Origin of the sequence: Rubrimonas cliftonensis, assembly GCF_900107585.1 — a bacterium.
In the GTDB taxonomy this organism is placed as follows: Bacteria; Pseudomonadota; Alphaproteobacteria; order Rhodobacterales; family Rhodobacteraceae; genus Rubrimonas; species Rubrimonas cliftonensis.
The window spans coordinates 117,310-132,520 of record NZ_FNQM01000010.1 but is presented as its reverse complement, the minus strand read 5'-3'; the positions used below and the strand labels follow the sequence as shown (position 1 = coordinate 132,520).

The window sequence follows — 15,211 nt, the reverse complement described above, 5'->3', positions numbered from 1 at the left end:
GCGGCGCCGCGCCTCAGCGCAGGGCGAAGGCCACCGGCAGGGTGACGTCCAGCGCGCCGGCGCCGAGGTCGGCGGGAATCGGCGGCAGCGGGGCGGCGCGCTTGAGCATCGCCAGCATCTCCGCGTCGAGATCGGGGTGGCCGGTGCGCCGGGCGAGGCGCGCCGCGCTCACGGCCCCGTCGGCGTGGACGGTGAAACGCACCGCGCCGCTGCCCTCGACACCGCGGCGGCGCGCGGCGTCAGGGTAGCGCTGGCGGGCGGCGACCGCGGCCTGAAGCCGGGTCAGATAGGTCAGCCGGGCGCCGTCGGCGGCCGCGGACGCCGCGGCCGCCGGGGCTGCCGCGATCTTCTCCGCCGGCGTGGACCCGGCGCCGGAGGGCCCCGAAGCCTCCGCCCGCGCCGGGAGCGTCGGCGCAACGCGCGCCTCGGCCTCGGCGCGGCGCGACGAGGCGGCGCCCGCCCGTCGCGACGGCCCCGCCAGCCCCTCGGGGCGCGGCAGCGGCGGCGGCGCGACCCGCGCCGCGAGCGCGTCGGACGCGCCCGCGGGTATCGCCGGCGCAGCCGGCGCGGGCGGCGCGGGCGGGGGTGGTGGCGGGGCGGCGGCGCCGTCGGGGGCGCGTGGCGCGGGTTCGGCCAGCGTCGCGGCGGCAGGCTTCGCCCTGGGCGCCGCCGCCGGGGGCGGGGCGGCCGCCATCTTCGGTCCCGGCGTCGGCGGCGCCTCGGCGGCGCGCGGCGGCGGGCGACCCGACGCCGGCGCAGGCTCCAGGGCCCGCGCCGGCGCGGGAGCGACGTCTGGCGCGACGGCGGGCGGCGCGTCGCGGCGCGGCGCCGCGGCGATGTCGTGAGCGGGCGCCGGCGGCGCGGCGGCCGGCGGCGGCGCAGGGGCGGCCGGAATGGCGGCCGCGCCGGCGCTTGCCGGGCCGCCAACGGCCATAAGACTGAGCTCCAGCCCCGCCGTCGCGGCGCCGCCAGCTCCCGGCGGCGGCGCGCCGAGACCGATGAGCGTCGCGACGGCGGCGTGCGCGGCGCCTGCGGCCAGCCCGGCCAGCGCGAAATGACCCGCGCCGAGCGTCCCTGCGCCGCGCCGCCGCATAGGCGTTCCGCCCGTCATGGCTGGCCCGTCATGGCGCGGCCCGCGCGCCGAGCCGCAGCGTGCGCGCGCCCAGCGCCTGCATCTCCGCCGCAAGGCGCGCCAGCGCGGCGCCGTCCGCAGCCTCGTCCACCATGAGCGAGACTTCGAGCGCCGGGGTCTCGGCGAGCCGCGCCGCCAGCGCCGCCATGAGGTCGGCGCGGGCGATCTCGCCGCCCTCGAACGCCAGCCGCCCATCGGCCGCCATCGCCACCAGCGCAGGCCCGGCCTCGCGCGCGCCGTCCTGCGCCGTAGGCGGCGGCGTCACCGCGAAGGGCTGCGGCGGCGCGATCCGCCCCGCGATCAGGAACACCAGCAGCAGCAGGAAAACGACGTTCACCAGCGGCAGCAGCCGCTCCTCGCCCGCCCGCCGACGCCGCTCGCGCCGCATCGCCTCAGCGCCCCGGCGGCAGCAGCGCGGCGCCGCGCGCGCCAAGCCCGGCGAGCAGGTCGAGCGCGGCCACCACCTGCGCCGCGTCGGCCCCGTCGCGCGGGCTGACGAGCACGCGCGCCGCCGGGTCGGCGGCGAGCCGCGCCGCGAGCGCGGCGCGCAGCGCCTCCGGCGCCATGGCCGCGCCCGAGAGCCGCCCGCCCTGCGGCGTCACCTCCAGCAGCAGCGCGCCCTCCACGCCCATGCCGCCCGCGACCTCGCCGGAGGCGTCGATCGTCAGCGCGCGCTCCACCCCGAGCTTCGCGGCGAGCATGAAGAAGATCAGCAGGATGAAGACGACGTCGATCAGCGCCGTCAGGCCGGGCCCGCGCGGCCTCGCGCGGCGCCGGCGCTGCGGCGGAAGGGCGGCGGCCTCAGCCAAGGCGCGGCCGCAGAGACTGCGCGGCGCCCGGCGCCGCGGCGGCTTCCACCGCCGGCAAGGCAGGGCCGAAGGCGGCGGCGAGCGCGTCGTCAACGGCGCGCTCGGCCCGCTCCACCTGCCGCTCGCACCACGAGAGCGCCGCGACCGTGGGCATCGCGACGCCGAGGCCGATCGCGGTGGTCAGCAGCGCGGTCCACACGCCGCCGGAGAGCGTGGCGGGGTCGACCTGCGCGCCGGCGGCCTCCATCGCCGCGAAGGCGTCGATCATGCCGAGCACGGTGCCGAACAGGCCGAGCAGCGGCGCCAGCGCGGCGATCACCTCCAGCGGCCGCAGCCAGTCGCGCAGGTCGTCCAGCGCCGCCTCGGCGACGCGCGCCGCCTCCGCCCGCGCCGTCTCCGGCGCGACGCCGGCGCGCATGGCCGCGACAGCGCAGGCGAGCCCCTCCGCCGCCGGGCTGCGCGCGCCCGCCAGCGCCGCCTCCGCCTCGGCGCGCCGACCCGACCGCCACAGGAGCGCGGCGCGGCGCGGCGCGGGGTCGGCCGGCCGGACCACCGCGAACTGCCACAGCTTCGCCAGCGCCACCGTCGCCGCGACGATTGAGAGAGCCGCCAGCAGCCACGCCACCGGGCCGCCGCGCGCCAGCAGCGCGCCGGTGGACCCCATCGCCTCGGCCAGCCGCTCCATGCTCAGTTCACCAGCGCCACGGGAAGCCGCGAGCGCGTCGTGATGCTGCGCTCGCAATCGGTCGCGACCGAGCCGCCGATCTCGCAGGCGATGACGCCGTTGACCAGCGCGGACCCGATCGAGTCGCAGGACAGCCCCTCGGCGAGGAAGGCGCGCACCCGCCGCTTGCCCGCAGGCGCCGGCCCGGCCTCGACCGCGAGACGGCGCAGGATCAGCCCGGCGGGATTGAACAGCACCAGATCGAGCGTCAGCACGTCGACGCTCTCCGGCCCGGCCTCAACCACGAGGTCGACGCGGCAGCCGCCGTCGACGCTCTCAAGCCGGTTCAGCTCCAGCGTCAGCGGCGTCTGGGCCGCGGCGGCGAAGCCGACTGCACCCGAAAGCGCGCCGGCCGTCGCCACGCCCAGCGCCGTCGAAGCCACGCTTCTCGTCCCCATCGCGCCCTCCCCGGTTCCGCCGCCTGCGGCGCTAATGGAAAGGCGCCGAGGGCGCAAGGCAAGCCGCTCAGGCGTCGCGCGCGCTTTCGCCGGGGCCGTCGCTCGCAAGCTCCTCAAGGATCGGACAGTCCGGCCGGTCGTCGCCATGGCAGCGGCGCGAGAGATCCTGGAGGCTTGAGCGCATCATCTCCAGCGCCGCGATGCGCGCGCCGATGCGGGCGATGTGGCTCTCAGCGATGCGCTTGACGTCGGCGCTGGCGCGGCGGCGGTCGGCGTAGAGCGAGGCCAGCGCCCGGCAGTCCTCGATGGAGAAGCCGAGCGACCGCGCGCGCCCGATGAAGGCCAGCCGGCGCACGTCCGCGCCCGAGAAGGCGCGATAGCCGTTGGCGCCGCGCTTCGGCGCCAGCAGCCCGATCTCCTCGTAGTAGCGGATGGTCTTGGCCGGCAGGCCGCTCGCGGCGGCGGCCTCGCCGATGCTCACCTCGCGCTCACGGCGCGCGTCATGGGGGAGCGCATCTTCGGGGCGGGTCATCGGCGGTCCTCCGGCCCCTGCGCCGCGGGTCAACTGGCGCCGCGCAGGGGCTCCACATACTGCATCGCCATGTCCCACGGAAAGTAAATCCATGTGTCCTGGCTGACCTCGGTGATGAAGGTGTCGACCAGCGGCCGGCCCTTGGGCTTGGCGTAGACCGTGGCGAAATGGGCGCGCGGATAGCGCGCGCGCACGACTTCGAGCGTCCGGCCCGTGTCCACGAGATCGTCGATCACGAGAATGCCGTCGCCGTCGCGCACCAGCGTGGCGTCCGGCGCCTTCAGCACCTGCGCCTCGATCTGGTTCTTGTGGTCGTAGGACTTCACGCTGATCGTGTCGATCACGCGGATGTTGAGCTCGCGCGCCACGATCGCCGCCGGCACCAGCCCGCCGCGGGTGATCGCCACCACCGCGCGCCACTCGCCGCCGGCGCCCGGCCCCTGATGGTCGAGCCGCCACGCCAGCGCCTTGCTGTCGCGGTGCACCTGGTCCCAGGAGATGTGGAAACCCTTGTCGTATGGCGAGGTCTGGCTCATCGCAGGGGCCTCACGCCTTGTCCCGCGCCACGTCGATGTCGGGCGCGTCCTCCGCCTTCATGCCGACGACGTGATAGCCGCAGTCGACGTGATGGCACTCGCCGGTGACGCCGGATGCGAGGTCGCTCAGCAGGTAGAGACCCGCCTTGCCCACGTCGTCCTGCGTCACGTTGCGTCGCAGCGGCGAGTTCAGCTCGTTCCACTTCAGGATGTAGCGGAAATCGCCGATGCCGGAGGCCGCCAGCGTCTTGATCGGCCCGGCCGAGAGGCTGTTGACGCGGATGTTCTTCGGCCCGAGGTCCATCGCCATGTAGCGAACGGACGCCTCCAGCGCGGCCTTCGCGACGCCCATCACGTTGTAGTGAGGCATCACGCGCTCGGAACCGTAATAGGTCAGCGTCACCATCGAACCGCCCTCGGTCATCAGCTTCTCGGCGCGCTGGGCGACCGCGGTGAAGCTGTAGCACGAGACGTTCATCGACAGCAGGAAGTTGTCGAGCGAGGTGTCGACGTAGCGGCCCTTCAGCTCGTTCTTGTCGGCGTAGGCGATGGCGTGCACGAGGAAGTCGAGCCGCCCCCACTTCTCGGCCACCGCCGCGAAGGTCGCATCGACGCTCGCCATGTCCGTCACGTCGCAGGGCAGCACGAGGTCCGAACCGACTGAGGCGGCCAGCGGCTCGACACGCTTTCTGAGCGCGTCGCCCTGATAGGTGAAGCCCAGCTCGGCCCCCTGCGCCGCGCATGCCTTCGCGATGCCCCAGGCGATCGACTTGTCGTTGGCGACACCCATTACGAGCCCGCGACGGCCCGCCATCAGATCGCCCATATCCCACCTCCGACCCACGAGTTAAGGGGGGGCTTTAGGGGAAGATCACCGCCCCTTCAAGCCGCTCCCCGCGCGCCCGCGCGCCGTCCCGTGGACGAGACTGCGGCCCGCCCGCGGGACCGACCACGGGAGCGGCCGCGGGGCGCGGGCCCGATCACGGCGCCGGGCCGCCGACGAGCCTGACGCGAACCGCGCCGGGCGAGGCGGGCGCGCCGCCCCCCGGCCCGTCCTCCGGCGCGCCCACCGCCGAGGCGTCCAGCGCCGGCAGGCTCGCCGCGACAGAGCGCGCGAGCGCAGCGTCCTCGGCGAAGCGATAGGAGACGGCGGTGGCGGCCGCCGCGCCGGGCTCGGCGAGCGCGCTGACCCAGAAGCCCGCGCGCGAGAAGCCCGACGCGAGCGCCGCGGCGAGGCGCGCGGCGGCGGCGTCGCCCGGCGCATGGCTCAGCACCAGCCTGCCCCGCGGCCCCGGGACGTCGCCGCGCGCCGGGCGCCATCCCATCGTGGCGCTGCGCGCGCCGGCGGCGTCGATAAGACTCACGCGCCAGAGCAGCGCCACCTCCGGCGGGGCCTGCGCGAGGATCGCCGTCGGCGCGTCCGCCTGCAGCAGGACCGGCGGGGCGGCGGGGCGCCCCTGCGCGTCGGCGAGTTCGACCAGAACCGTCGCGCCGAGCGGCGCCGGGCGCAGGGACCACGCGAGGCTCACGCCGTCCGGCGCCGCCAGCGCGCCGAGCGGCGTCGGCGCCTCGAAGACGCGCGGCGCGACCGCCGCCGCCGCGCGCAGCGCCGCGATGCGCTCGCGCGCGGCGGGTATCGCCTCCGCCGCCTTGGCCATCCAGCTCGCCGCCACGCCGGGATTGACCGGCGCGCCGTCGCCGGCGGCGAACATCAGGCCGAGGTTGAAGGGCGCCCGCGCCGCGCCGCGCGCTGCGGCGTGGCCATACCAGAGCGCCGCGGCCTCGACGTCGCGCAGCCCGTCGGCGCCGCTGTCCAGCATGACTGCGACGTTGAACTGCGCGGAGGCGTGGCCGGCCTCCGCGGCGTCGAGAAACCAGCGTCGCGCCCGCGCAGCGTCGCGCGGAGCGCCGAGACCGAGATCGGCGATCAGCCCGAGCCCGAACTTCGCCGCCGCCGACCCTGCGCCCGCCGCCTCGCGCCAGAGCCGCGCCGCTTCGGCATAGTCGCGTCGGTCGAAGGCCGCCTGCCCCGGCGCCGCGTCGGCGGCCTCGGCGCGCGTCGCCTGCGGCGGAAAGCCGGTCTGCTGGGCGGGGGCCGGCCCCGCAAGGCCAAGGAGCAGGACCGCCGCAAGCGCGCCGCGCCTCATCGCCAGGTGATCTCCACCACGCGGTTGCGCGGCTCGTCGACGCCCGGACCCGTCGCGACCGGCGACCCAGCGACGCCGCGGCCGACCACCTGGAGCCGCTCGGCGGGGATGCCGCGCTCGGTGAGACCCTTCCACACCGAGTTCGCCCGTTCGATGCTGAGCGCGAGGTTCAGCGCCGCTGGCCCCTGGGTGTCGGCCGCGCCCGAGACGATCATCACGATCGGGTCGCCCTCGCGGAAGATGCGCGCGGCCCGGTCGAGCGTCGCCTGCTGATCGGCCGAGACCGCGCTCTCGCCCACGCCGAAGAATATCCTGACGCCCTCGGCGTCCTGCGCCGCAGCGCCGGCGCCCCAGAACCCCAGACAGCACGCCAGCGCGGCCGCAGCCGCAAACTTCCTCTTCATGCTCCACACTCCCGTTTCACCCAACGCGAAAAAACATGCCGCTGAACGCCCGGCGACTGGTGGAAATAGCGTGAATGTGGCAGAGGGCGACGTCGCTCGCCCTCGATCCCGCTGCCCGGCGGCGCTAGGTGCTACCGCGATGATGGAACGGGAGCAGCCGCATGGCGCAGGACGAGAGCGCGATCTTCATCGGGGAGGATCCCTTCGCCCTCGCCCGCTCGTGGCTCGCGCAGGCGGAGGCCGCCGAACCGGAGGACGCCAACGCCATCGCGCTGGCGACCTGCGGCGCCGACGGCCTGCCCAACGTGCGCATGGTGCTGCTGAAGGACATCGAGGGCGCCAACCCGGGCGGCGGTTTCGTCTTCTACACCAACTTCGAGAGCGCCAAGGGCGAGGAGCTGAAGGCCAACCCCCAGGCGGCCTTCACCATGCACTGGAAGAGCCTGCGCCGGCAGCTGCGCGCGCGCGGGCCGGTGGAGTTGGTGGACGCCGAGACCGCCGACGCCTACTACGCCTCCCGCGCCTACCAGAGCCGGATCGGCGCTTGGGCGTCTAAGCAGTCGCGCCCGCTGGCCAGCCGCGCCGCGCTGGTGGCCGAGGCCGCGAAGGTCGCCGCGCGCTACCCCGCCCGGCCGCCGCGCCCGGAGCACTGGGGCGGCTTCCGCATCCGCCCGCTGGAGATCGAGTTCTGGGCCAACGGCGCCTTCCGCATGCATGACCGATTCCGCTGGACCCGCGAGAACGTCGACAGCGCGGCGTGGACGACGACGCGCCTCAACCCTTGACGGGCCGGGAGGGTCGCGCCCCGCGGGCCGGCGAAGGGTATGGCGGCCGGCACGGCGCCCCCGGCAGTTCCCGGTTGGCGCTGGGCTCGGAGCGTGCGAATGCTCGCGAAGCCGGCGCGCGCCGGCGAAACCGGACGGGCGCCCCATGCCAGACAGCGAACGCAAGACCCTGCTGCTCACCGGCGCCAGCCGCGGCATCGGCCACGCGACGGTGAAGCGCTTCTCCTCGGCGGGGTGGCGCGTCATCTCCTGCTCGCGCCAGCCCTTCCCGGAGGACTGCCCGTGGGAGGCCGGCGAGGCGGACCATATCCAGGTCGACCTCGCCAGCCCCGACAACACGATGAAGGCGGTCGCAGAGATCCGCGCGCGGCTGCCGGACGGCAAGCTCCATGCTCTGGTCAACAACGCCGGCATATCGCCCAAGGGCGAGGGCGGCGCGCGGCTGAACACGCTCGACACCGACCTGCGCGACTGGGGGCGGGTGTTCCACGTCAACTTCTTCTCCAGCGTCGTGCTGGCGCGGGGACTGTTCAGGGAACTGGTCGCGGCGCAGGGGGCGGTCGTCAACGTCACCTCCATCGCCGGCGCGCGCGTGCACCCCTTCGCCGGGGCGGCCTATTCCACCTCCAAGGCTGCGCTCGCCGCGCTGACGCGCGAGATGGCGCATGATTTCGGCCCGCATGGCGTGCGGGTGAACGCCATCGCGCCCGGCGAGATCGAAACGGCGATCCTTTCCCCCGGCACAGACAAGCTCGCCGAGAGCCTGCCGCTGCGCCGCCTCGGCAAGCCCGAGGAGGTCGCGCGCACCATCTACTATCTCTGCACCGACGCCAGCAGCTACGTCACCGGCGTCGAGATCGAGATCAACGGCGGCCAGCACGTCTGACCGCGCGGCGTCGGCGCTGGCGGCGACCCGGCCGCGCGTCACCTGAATGCGCGACCTGTGCCGGAGGTCACAGGCTGCGCCATGACGCAGGGTTAACCTGATCGCCAGAAATCATTCGGGGCGCGGTCATGCTGGAAACCTGCACGTCAGATTCGCCGATCGCTCCCGCCGCGGAGAGGCGACGACATATGGAGCTTGCACTGCTCATTCTCGGCGCCGCCGCCTTCTACGCCGGCGCCATGATCCTGATGAAGTTCTGGGGCGCGGCGCCACCCGTCGCCATGGCGGCGCTGATCGCCGGCGCCATGGCGCTGGGGGCGTGGTGCGAGGTCGAGGCGCTGCGGATCGAGCGGCTTTCGGTGATCTACGTCGCGGTCCTCGGCGTCGAATGCCTGGTGATCGCGGGCGTCTCCTTCGTCGCGCTCGGCGAGGACGTCTCGCCGCGGGAGGTGCTGGGCGGTCTGGTCGTTGTGGCCGGCGTCGCCATCGCGGCCACCTGACGCGGGCCCCGCTACATCAGCCCCGGCAGGAACAGCACGATCCCGGGAAACAGCGCCATCAGCAGGATCAGCAGGAAGTCGCAGCCGAGGAACGGCGCCGCGGCGACGGCGACCTGACGCAGCGTCGTGCCCTCCGGCGCCACGCCCAGCATCACGAACAGCAGCAGGCCGAAGGGCGGCGTCGTCTGGCTCATCTCCAGCGCGATCAGCATGAACAGGCCGAACCACAGCGGGTCGATCCCCAGCCGCTCGATCAGCGGGAAGAAGATCGGGATCGTGATCAGCATCATCGACACCGGGTCCATGAACATGCCGAGCAGGATCAGCGAGCAGAAGATCAGCGCCAGCACGGTCCAGTTCGGCACGTCGAAGGAGGTCGCGAAGGCCAGCATCCCCGAGCTTGCGCCCGAGAAGGCCAGCAACTGGCTGAAGATGCTGGAGTTGAGGATGATGAAGAACACCATGCCGGCGACCTTCAACGTCGCCAGCACGGATTTCCGGATCACCTCCACGGAGAACATGCGGAACGCGAGCGTCAGGATCAGCACGCCCAGCACGCCGAAGGCGGCGGACTCGGTCGGCGTCGCGATCCCGAAGATGATCAGCCCGATCACCATCAGCACCACCAACCCCATGGGGACGATGTTGATCAGCGACAGCCTCAACATCTCCCGGCGCCCGATGCGCTCGATGTCGTATTGCGGCGTTGCCTCGGGGTTCAGCCGGATCTGCGCGGTGATGAGCCCGGTGTAGAGCAGCGCCAGCAGGAAGCCCGGAACGATCCCCGCGATCAGGAAGCGGCCGACGTCCATCCCCGCCAGCGACGCCAGCAGCACCCCCAGCGTCGAGGGCGGGATGATCATGGCGAGCCCGCCGGTGCCGAGGATCGGCCCCAGCGCCATCCGCCAGTGATAGCCGCGCCGGCGCATCTCCGGCACCATCAGCGACCCCAGCATCGCGGTGTTGGCCATGCTGGAGCCGGTCAACGTCGAGAACGCCGTGCCGCCGGCGACGGTGAGGTAGCACAGCCGTCCCGGCATCCGCCCCAGTATCTTGTCGAGCGTGTCGAACACCCGGTTGGCGAGCCCCGAATAGAAGAACAGCGAGCCCATGAAGATGAAGAACGGCACCGGAGCGAGCTGGAACCGCGTGATCAGCGACGTGGAGTTGTCGACCACCTGGATCAGCGCGGTCGAGCCGCCTATGAAAACCAGCGCGCCGATCAGGTTCGTCGCCATGAAGGCGAAGGCGACCGGCATCCCCAGCACCATGAAGCCGATCACGAGCGACAGCAGCAGCGAAAGCGCCCAATACCACTCCACGGCTCAGATCGCCTCCACGGGCTTGTCGCGGTCATAGAGCGAGTCGAACCCGAGCAGGTAGCGCGCGAACTCCACCGCGATCATCGAGAAACAGAGCGGGAACAGGACGTAGAGCGCCCAGTAGGGAATATCGACCGAGCGTTCGTCGACATAGCCGAAGCGCAGGCCCTCCTGGAACAGCAGCCAGCCCTGAACGGCGAAGACCAGCGAGACGGCGATGCACACGAGATAGACGGCCTTCGCGCAGACCAGCCGCAGCGTCGCCGGCATGCGGACCACGAGCATGTCGGTCAGGACATGGCCCTTGATCCGCACCAGCCACGGCGCGCTGAGCAGCGTGAAATACAGCAGGATGTACTCCACGAACGCCACCGTGTAGCCCGGCGGCCGCAGCCCGCTGGCGCGCGTGACGACGTCGACCACGACGAGCGCGATCCCGGTCAGGAGGAGCAGCGCCGCCAGCGCGACGCAGCCCGTCAGCAGGAGATGGTAGGCTCTCCCGATCGCTCTCAGCATGGGCGGGGCGCCCGCTCGCCGTCCCGCATCGGTCTCACTCGGTCCGGTAGAGCAGGCCGCGCAGGCGGCCGACCTCGTCGGCGCCGACCTTCTCCTCGACGCGGCTCCACATCGCCTCGGACGCGATGGAGAGGTACTTCGCCGCGTCGGCGCCCTCCATGCGGACCGCCTCGATCCCGGCCTCGTCGGCGGCGGCGATGTCCTCGCGGTTGCGGTCGATCATCTCCTGCACCGAGGCTGTCTCGTAGTCGCGCGCGACGCGGGTGACGAGATCGCGCGCCTCCTGCGACAGGCTCTCCCAGCGATCGCGCGAGATCAGCACGACGTTGGCGAGATTGTAGAAGGCCGGCTCGATGCGATAGTCCACCGCCTCGGCGAGGCCGATGGATTTCAGGCCCACCGTCGGCCAGCCGAAGCCGTCGATCACGCCGCGCTCCAGCCCCGTCGGCACGTCGCCGGATGGGATCTGGACCGTCGTGGCGCCCAGCGCCTCCTGGATCGGGCGGTAGGCCCCAGTGGTGCGCAGGGACTGGCCGGTGAAGTCGACCACGCCATCCTTCATCGCCGGCATCTTCCTGGTGTAGAGGTAGTAGCCCGAGCCCGGCCCCGTCTCCGACCACGCCAGCAGATGCGCGTTGAGCCGGTCGCCGAAGATGTCGTCATAGGCCTCGACCGCGCCCTCGGCGCGCAGCTTCTCGATGCCGACGTTCTGCAGCATCATCGCCTGCGCCTGCGGCACCAGCCCGGCGACATAGGCGGCGGGGATGTGCAGGATGTCGATCACGCCGCGCTGCATCGCCTGCGGCGCACGGTCGGCAGGCGTCACCTCGGGGCCGCCGAGCAGGTTGATCTGCACGACGCCCTTGCCCGCCTCGTTCAGCGGCTCGACGAAATGCCTGATATAGCTCTGCGAGAGCGCGTGCCGGGTGGGCAGCGCGGTCTGCGTGGTCAGGGTGGTCTCGGCGAACGCGGCGGCGCCGACGAGGGCGGCGACGGCGACGAGGGCCGCCTTCAGTGCTGTCTTCATGGGTTCCTCTCCCCTTCATCGATGACGTCGAGCCGTTGTTGCGGGCCTTGTCGCGGCCCCCGGCCCTTGTTCACGCGCTTCTTCGGCGGCCCGGCGGCGGGGCCCTTCGTTGCGGGCCGGGAACGACGCCCCCCGTCGCCCCGCCCGGCGTCACGCGAACCCCGCCTTGCGGCGCGCGGCGGCGTTCTCCGGCGCCGTCAGGATCGCGATCAGCGTCTCCGCCGCCTCGCGTTGGGCGGCGTCCGCCAGCACCCCGGCGCTGTAGGTCGTGACAAGCCCGCAGCCGGCCGGCAGGTCGCCGAGCGGGCGCACGCCGGGGGTGTTGAGGATCTCCGTGATCTGGGTGCAGCCGAGCGGACGTGCGTCGTCGCCCGCCGCCATCGCCGCCATCGCGGTCTGGCCGTTGGGGAACTCGCGCAGCTTCGGCGCGACGGCCTCCCGCGCGCCGAGCCGGTCCAGGACGTGCGCGAAGTGAACCCCCGCGGTGGAGCGCACGGTGTCGGGCGCATAGACCGCGTCCGCCGCCAGCAGCGCGGCGCGCAGCGCCTCGGCGCTGGAGACGTCGGGCTCAGGCGCCCCGTCGCGCGTCGCGGTCGCCGTCGAGACCCTGCCGACGTCGCGAACGCTCGCCGGATCGACATGGCCGCCTGCCGCGAGCTGTTCGAGGATCGCCCTGGTCAGGATCACCGCATCCAGCCGCTCGCCGCCGAGCACCCGGTCGCGCATCACCCCCACCGCGCCGAAATCGCCCGCGATCCCCATGCCCGCCGCGCCCCTGAAGGCGTCGGCGAGCGCGGTCACGAGCCCGTTCGCCGCGCCGCCGCTGAGGATTTTCAGGTCCATCGCCTCGCGCTCCCTCACTGCGTCAGCTCCAGGGCCGCGATGATCGCCTCGCGCGTCAGCGGCAGGTCGGGCGCGTGGACGCCGACCGCGTCGCGCAGCGCGTTGCCGAGCGCGGCGGCGGTCGGCCCCTGCGCGGCCTCGGCGCAGCCGAGCGGCGGCGCCTCGGGATGGTCGATCAGGCGCACGGCGACCTCGGGCGTCTCCGAGAAGGTCAGGATCGGGTAGTCGCCCCAGCCCTGCGTCGCCACGGCGGCGCCCTCGAAGCGCACTGATTCCTTGAGCGTCCAGCTGATCGCCTGGATCACGCCGCCCTCGGTCTGGTTGATCGCGCCGTCGGGGTTGACGATCTCGCCGGCGTCGAGGCCCACGAAGACGTCTGTGACGCGGATCCCGGCGTCCACCTCGATGCGCGCCATCACCGCGCAATAGGCGGCGGTGTTCTTGTAGCGCGCGTAGCCGAGGCCCCAGCCCGCCCCCTCCGACGTCGTTCCCTCCCGCTGCAGCCGCGCGCGAAGCGGCGCCGCGGCGGCGGCGGCGGCCTCGATCACCGCGCAGGCCCGCGGGTCGTCGAGATGCGCGAGCCGGAAGGCGACGGGGTCTCGCCCGGTCTCGCGCGCGATGCGGTCCATCATCGTCTCGATGGCGTAGACGTTGGCGAAGCCGCCCAGCGCGCGCAGCGAGGAGGTGCGGTAGGGCAGTTCGTGCACAATGCGCTTGGAGATCCGCAGGTTTGGGATCGCGTAGCCCGGCACGGCGTTGCGGTCGGCGCCGCCGCCGCTGGCGAGCGGCACGTCGCCGGAGCGCGGCGTCGGAAACGGCTTGTCGAGATAGGCCGCCGCGCGCAGGTTCGGCGCGCCGTTGCGGCCCGGGCGGTTGCCATGCGGGGCGCTGTTCGCGACGACCTCCATCGCCGAGACGCGGCCATCCTCGCCGACCACCGCGCGCACGCGCGTCGCCATGCCGGGGCCGAGCGGCGCGCAGCGGAACTCGGTCGCGCGGTCCCAGACCACCTTCACCGGCCGGCCCGGCGTCGCGCGCGCCAGCAGCGCGGCGTCGAGCGCCGCGTCGTCGGCGCCGTTGTGGCCGTAGCAGCCGGCGCCCGGCCTGTGCGCCACCTCGATCGCCTCCGGCGCGACGCCGAAGACGTCCGCCAGCGCGGCGCGCAGCGGATAGGGGCCCTGCGCATGGCTCCAGACCCTGAGCCGACCGTCGCGCCACTCCGCGACCGCGGCGGAAGGGCCGATGGAGGCGTGGCTGAGATAGGGGCGCGTGACGGTCGCCTCGAACACGCGGCCCCGAGCGGCGTCCGGGTCGCCGGCCTCGTGGACGACCTCGGCCGGCTCCGCGGAGCGGCGGATGGCGTCCACCGCGTCGGCGGGCGCGGCGACGTCGTCAGCCCATCCGGCGCGGGCGGCGGCCCAGCGCGCGGCGGCGACCGCGGCGGCCTCGGTCTCGGCGACGACCCCGAGAAAGGCGCCGTCGCGCACCGCGGCGACGACGCCGGCGCGCGCGCAGCGCGTCGAGATCGAAGGCCCCGAGCCGCGAGCGCAGCGTGGGCGGATGCGCGACGCGGCCGTGCAGCACGCCTTCGGGGGCCATGTCATGCACGAAGAACCCGCCAGAGAGGCGCTGGGCGAGGTCGAGCCGCGGCAGCGAGGCGCCGCAGACCCGTCGCTCATCGGGCCGCTTGGGCGCGGCGTAGAACAGGGCCGGCGCGTCGAGGTCGGCGCGCGCGGCGAGTTCCCACAGGTCGAAGGGCGTGTCGACGCCGGACCGCAGCACCCTGCCCGCCTCGACGCCAAGATCCTCGGGCGCGCATTGCAGCAGGCGCGCGGCCTCGGCGAGCAGGCGTTGTCGCGCCGCCGAGGCCGCGAGGCGCACCGCCATGCCGCCCTGCGAGATCGACAGGCTGCCGGAGGTGAAGCCCTCGTTCGGCGTCAGGCTGGTGTCGGCGCCGGCGATCGTCATCGCCTCGACCGGCGCATCCAGCTCGTCCGCCGCGATCTGGAGGATCGCCGTGAGATTGCCCTGCCCCAGCTCCACCCGGCCCGAGAGCACGAGGATGCGCCGGTCCGGCAGAAACCTTATCCAGTCGGAGATCAGCGGCGCGGCCTGCATCGCCGGCGGCGGCTGGATCGCCTGCGTTCCGGCCGGATCGGTCATCGCGCGGCCTCCGCCATGCGCGCCGCGGCTGCCTCCACCGCCTTGAGGATGCGCAGATGCGCCCCGCAGCGACAGAGGTTGCCGTCGAGCGCGGCGGCGATCTCCGCGCGGCTCGGGCGCGGGTTGCGGTCGAGCAGCGCCTTCGCCGCCACGACGATCCCCGGCAGGCAGTAGCCGCACTGCCCCGCCTGGCCTTCGACGATGGCCGCGACCAGCGGATGGTCGGCGAGCCCCTCGACGGTCTCGACCGACCGCCCTGCGGCGGCGTAGAGCGGCATGTCGCAGGAGGGCGTCGCCCGACCGTCGACCAGCACCATGCAGGCGCCGCACTGGCCCTCGCCGCACCCGAAGCGCGCGCCGGTGAGCCCCAGCGACCCGCGCAGCGCATGGAGCAGCGGCGCGTCGGGGTCGGCCTCCACCGCCACTTCCGCGCCGTTCAGGGTGAGCGTTGTCGTGCGCCCGCCGCCGCTCATCGCGCACCCTCGCC

20 protein-coding genes are annotated in these 15,211 nt (G+C 73.8%); 3 read left to right on the top strand and 17 right to left on the bottom strand.

Annotation, left to right across the window (positions count from 1 at the left end; translation table 11 throughout):
- Window positions 1-13: 13 nt before the first annotated feature.
- The 10 genes from BLW43_RS23630 to BLW43_RS15075 all read right to left on the bottom strand — a co-directional run bounded on the left by BLW43_RS23630 (window position 14) and on the right by BLW43_RS15075 (window position 6,682).
- Window positions 14-1,111, bottom strand: coding sequence for an energy transducer TonB family protein (locus BLW43_RS23630; protein ID WP_175478938.1), 1,098 nt, complete (start codon window positions 1,109-1,111; stop codon window positions 14-16).
- A gap of 10 nt (window positions 1,112-1,121) precedes the next feature.
- Window positions 1,122-1,520: a biopolymer transporter ExbD gene (locus BLW43_RS15115; RefSeq protein ID WP_139284083.1), complete on the bottom strand. Its 399-nt coding sequence runs from the start codon at window positions 1,518-1,520 to the stop codon at window positions 1,122-1,124.
- A gap of 4 nt (window positions 1,521-1,524) precedes the next feature.
- Window positions 1,525-1,941, bottom strand: a complete 417-nt coding sequence (locus tag BLW43_RS15110) for an ExbD/TolR family protein (RefSeq protein WP_093254698.1) — start codon at window positions 1,939-1,941, stop codon at window positions 1,525-1,527.
- Window positions 1,934-2,626 (bottom strand): MotA/TolQ/ExbB proton channel family protein, encoded by a 693-nt coding sequence (locus BLW43_RS15105; protein WP_093254696.1) that lies wholly within the window; start codon window positions 2,624-2,626, stop codon window positions 1,934-1,936. The genes BLW43_RS15110 and BLW43_RS15105 overlap by 8 nt, the downstream gene beginning before the upstream one ends.
- A 2-nt stretch (window positions 2,627-2,628) precedes the next feature.
- Window positions 2,629-3,063 (bottom strand): hypothetical protein, encoded by a 435-nt coding sequence (locus tag BLW43_RS15100; RefSeq protein WP_093254695.1) that lies wholly within the window; start codon window positions 3,061-3,063, stop codon window positions 2,629-2,631.
- 67 nt (window positions 3,064-3,130) lie between these two features.
- Window positions 3,131-3,544, bottom strand: coding sequence for a Cu(I)-responsive transcriptional regulator (locus BLW43_RS15095; RefSeq protein WP_093254745.1), 414 nt, complete (start codon window positions 3,542-3,544; stop codon window positions 3,131-3,133).
- Window positions 3,545-3,624: 80 nt separating this feature from the next.
- On the bottom strand, window positions 3,625-4,131 hold the full coding sequence (gene gpt, locus BLW43_RS15090; RefSeq protein ID WP_093254693.1) for a xanthine phosphoribosyltransferase: 507 nt from the start codon (window positions 4,129-4,131) through the stop codon (window positions 3,625-3,627).
- A gap of 10 nt (window positions 4,132-4,141) precedes the next feature.
- On the bottom strand, window positions 4,142-4,957 hold the full coding sequence (gene fabI / locus BLW43_RS15085; RefSeq protein WP_175478937.1) for an enoyl-ACP reductase FabI: 816 nt from the start codon (window positions 4,955-4,957) through the stop codon (window positions 4,142-4,144).
- Between the two features lie 154 nt (window positions 4,958-5,111).
- The gene (locus tag BLW43_RS15080; protein ID WP_093254692.1) at window positions 5,112-6,278 is read right to left on the bottom strand and encodes a tetratricopeptide repeat protein; all 1,167 of its coding nucleotides are present in this window, start codon (window positions 6,276-6,278) and stop codon (window positions 5,112-5,114) included.
- Window positions 6,275-6,682 carry an OmpA family protein gene (locus tag BLW43_RS15075; protein WP_093254691.1) on the bottom strand — a complete coding sequence of 136 codons (408 nt, stop codon included), beginning with the start codon at window positions 6,680-6,682 and terminating at the stop codon, window positions 6,275-6,277. The genes BLW43_RS15080 and BLW43_RS15075 overlap by 4 nt, the downstream gene beginning before the upstream one ends.
- A gap of 161 nt (window positions 6,683-6,843) precedes the next feature.
- Here BLW43_RS15075 and pdxH point away from each other — a divergent pair, with 161 nt between their 5' ends.
- The 3 genes from pdxH to BLW43_RS15060 all read left to right on the top strand — a co-directional run bounded on the left by pdxH (window position 6,844) and on the right by BLW43_RS15060 (window position 8,853).
- Window positions 6,844-7,467, top strand: a complete 624-nt coding sequence (pdxH, locus tag BLW43_RS15070; protein ID WP_093254689.1) for a pyridoxamine 5'-phosphate oxidase — start codon at window positions 6,844-6,846, stop codon at window positions 7,465-7,467.
- A gap of 145 nt (window positions 7,468-7,612) precedes the next feature.
- A complete protein-coding gene (locus BLW43_RS15065) occupies window positions 7,613-8,353 on the top strand; it encodes an SDR family NAD(P)-dependent oxidoreductase (protein ID WP_093254688.1) in 741 nt (246 codons plus the stop codon).
- 188 nt (window positions 8,354-8,541) lie between these two features.
- Window positions 8,542-8,853: a hypothetical protein gene (locus BLW43_RS15060; RefSeq protein WP_093254687.1), complete on the top strand. Its 312-nt coding sequence runs from the start codon at window positions 8,542-8,544 to the stop codon at window positions 8,851-8,853.
- Between the two features lie 11 nt (window positions 8,854-8,864).
- On the opposite strand, the gene BLW43_RS15055 is transcribed toward BLW43_RS15060, so the two are convergent.
- The 7 genes from BLW43_RS15055 to BLW43_RS15025 all read right to left on the bottom strand — a co-directional run bounded on the left by BLW43_RS15055 (window position 8,865) and on the right by BLW43_RS15025 (window position 15,197).
- A complete protein-coding gene (locus tag BLW43_RS15055) occupies window positions 8,865-10,175 on the bottom strand; it encodes a TRAP transporter large permease (RefSeq protein ID WP_093254686.1) in 1,311 nt (436 codons plus the stop codon).
- 3 nt (window positions 10,176-10,178) lie between these two features.
- A complete protein-coding gene (locus BLW43_RS15050; RefSeq protein ID WP_093254684.1) occupies window positions 10,179-10,691 on the bottom strand; it encodes a TRAP transporter small permease in 513 nt (170 codons plus the stop codon).
- 34 nt (window positions 10,692-10,725) lie between these two features.
- Window positions 10,726-11,718, bottom strand: coding sequence for a TRAP transporter substrate-binding protein DctP (gene dctP, locus BLW43_RS15045; RefSeq protein WP_093254683.1), 993 nt, complete (start codon window positions 11,716-11,718; stop codon window positions 10,726-10,728).
- Window positions 11,719-11,868: 150 nt separating this feature from the next.
- Window positions 11,869-12,561, bottom strand: coding sequence for a molybdate ABC transporter substrate-binding protein (locus BLW43_RS15040; protein ID WP_093254742.1), 693 nt, complete (start codon window positions 12,559-12,561; stop codon window positions 11,869-11,871).
- Window positions 12,562-12,575: 14 nt separating this feature from the next.
- The gene (locus BLW43_RS15035; RefSeq protein WP_175478936.1) at window positions 12,576-14,048 is read right to left on the bottom strand and encodes a molybdopterin cofactor-binding domain-containing protein; all 1,473 of its coding nucleotides are present in this window, start codon (window positions 14,046-14,048) and stop codon (window positions 12,576-12,578) included.
- On the bottom strand, window positions 13,954-14,724 hold the full coding sequence (locus tag BLW43_RS15030; RefSeq protein WP_093254680.1) for a molybdopterin cofactor-binding domain-containing protein: 771 nt from the start codon (window positions 14,722-14,724) through the stop codon (window positions 13,954-13,956). Before BLW43_RS15030 ends, BLW43_RS15035 begins: the two co-directional genes overlap by 95 nt.
- Window positions 14,721-15,197, bottom strand: coding sequence for a (2Fe-2S)-binding protein (locus tag BLW43_RS15025; protein ID WP_093254679.1), 477 nt, complete (start codon window positions 15,195-15,197; stop codon window positions 14,721-14,723). The genes BLW43_RS15030 and BLW43_RS15025 overlap by 4 nt, the downstream gene beginning before the upstream one ends.
- Between the last annotated feature and the right edge of the window lie 14 nt (window positions 15,198-15,211).

Excerpts from the sequence above, each read along its gene's own strand:
- BLW43_RS15040 (WP_093254742.1), bottom strand. The coding sequence starts at position 12,561 with ATGGACCTGAAAATCCTCAGCGGCGGCGCGGCGAACGGGCTCGTGACC.
- BLW43_RS15115 (WP_139284083.1), bottom strand. The coding sequence starts at position 1,520 with ATGCGGCGCGAGCGGCGTCGGCGGGCGGGCGAGGAGCGGCTGCTGCCG.
- dctP (WP_093254683.1), bottom strand. The coding sequence starts at position 11,718 with ATGAAGACAGCACTGAAGGCGGCCCTCGTCGCCGTCGCCGCCCTCGTC.
- BLW43_RS15075 (WP_093254691.1), bottom strand. The coding sequence starts at position 6,682 with ATGAAGAGGAAGTTTGCGGCTGCGGCCGCGCTGGCGTGCTGTCTGGGG.
- gpt (WP_093254693.1), bottom strand. The coding sequence starts at position 4,131 with ATGAGCCAGACCTCGCCATACGACAAGGGTTTCCACATCTCCTGGGAC.
- BLW43_RS15100 (WP_093254695.1), bottom strand. The coding sequence starts at position 3,063 with ATGGGGACGAGAAGCGTGGCTTCGACGGCGCTGGGCGTGGCGACGGCC.
- BLW43_RS15065 (WP_093254688.1), top strand. The coding sequence starts at position 7,613 with ATGCCAGACAGCGAACGCAAGACCCTGCTGCTCACCGGCGCCAGCCGC.
- BLW43_RS15030 (WP_093254680.1), bottom strand. The coding sequence starts at position 14,724 with ATGACCGATCCGGCCGGAACGCAGGCGATCCAGCCGCCGCCGGCGATG.
- BLW43_RS15060 (WP_093254687.1), top strand. The coding sequence starts at position 8,542 with ATGGAGCTTGCACTGCTCATTCTCGGCGCCGCCGCCTTCTACGCCGGC.
- fabI (WP_175478937.1), bottom strand. The coding sequence starts at position 4,957 with ATGGGCGATCTGATGGCGGGCCGTCGCGGGCTCGTAATGGGTGTCGCC.
- BLW43_RS23630 (WP_175478938.1), bottom strand. The coding sequence starts at position 1,111 with ATGACGGGCGGAACGCCTATGCGGCGGCGCGGCGCAGGGACGCTCGGC.
- BLW43_RS15025 (WP_093254679.1), bottom strand. The coding sequence starts at position 15,197 with ATGAGCGGCGGCGGGCGCACGACAACGCTCACCCTGAACGGCGCGGAA.
- BLW43_RS15050 (WP_093254684.1), bottom strand. The coding sequence starts at position 10,691 with ATGCTGAGAGCGATCGGGAGAGCCTACCATCTCCTGCTGACGGGCTGC.
- BLW43_RS15105 (WP_093254696.1), bottom strand. The coding sequence starts at position 2,626 with ATGGAGCGGCTGGCCGAGGCGATGGGGTCCACCGGCGCGCTGCTGGCG.
- pdxH (WP_093254689.1), top strand. The coding sequence starts at position 6,844 with ATGGCGCAGGACGAGAGCGCGATCTTCATCGGGGAGGATCCCTTCGCC.
- BLW43_RS15080 (WP_093254692.1), bottom strand. The coding sequence starts at position 6,278 with ATGAGGCGCGGCGCGCTTGCGGCGGTCCTGCTCCTTGGCCTTGCGGGG.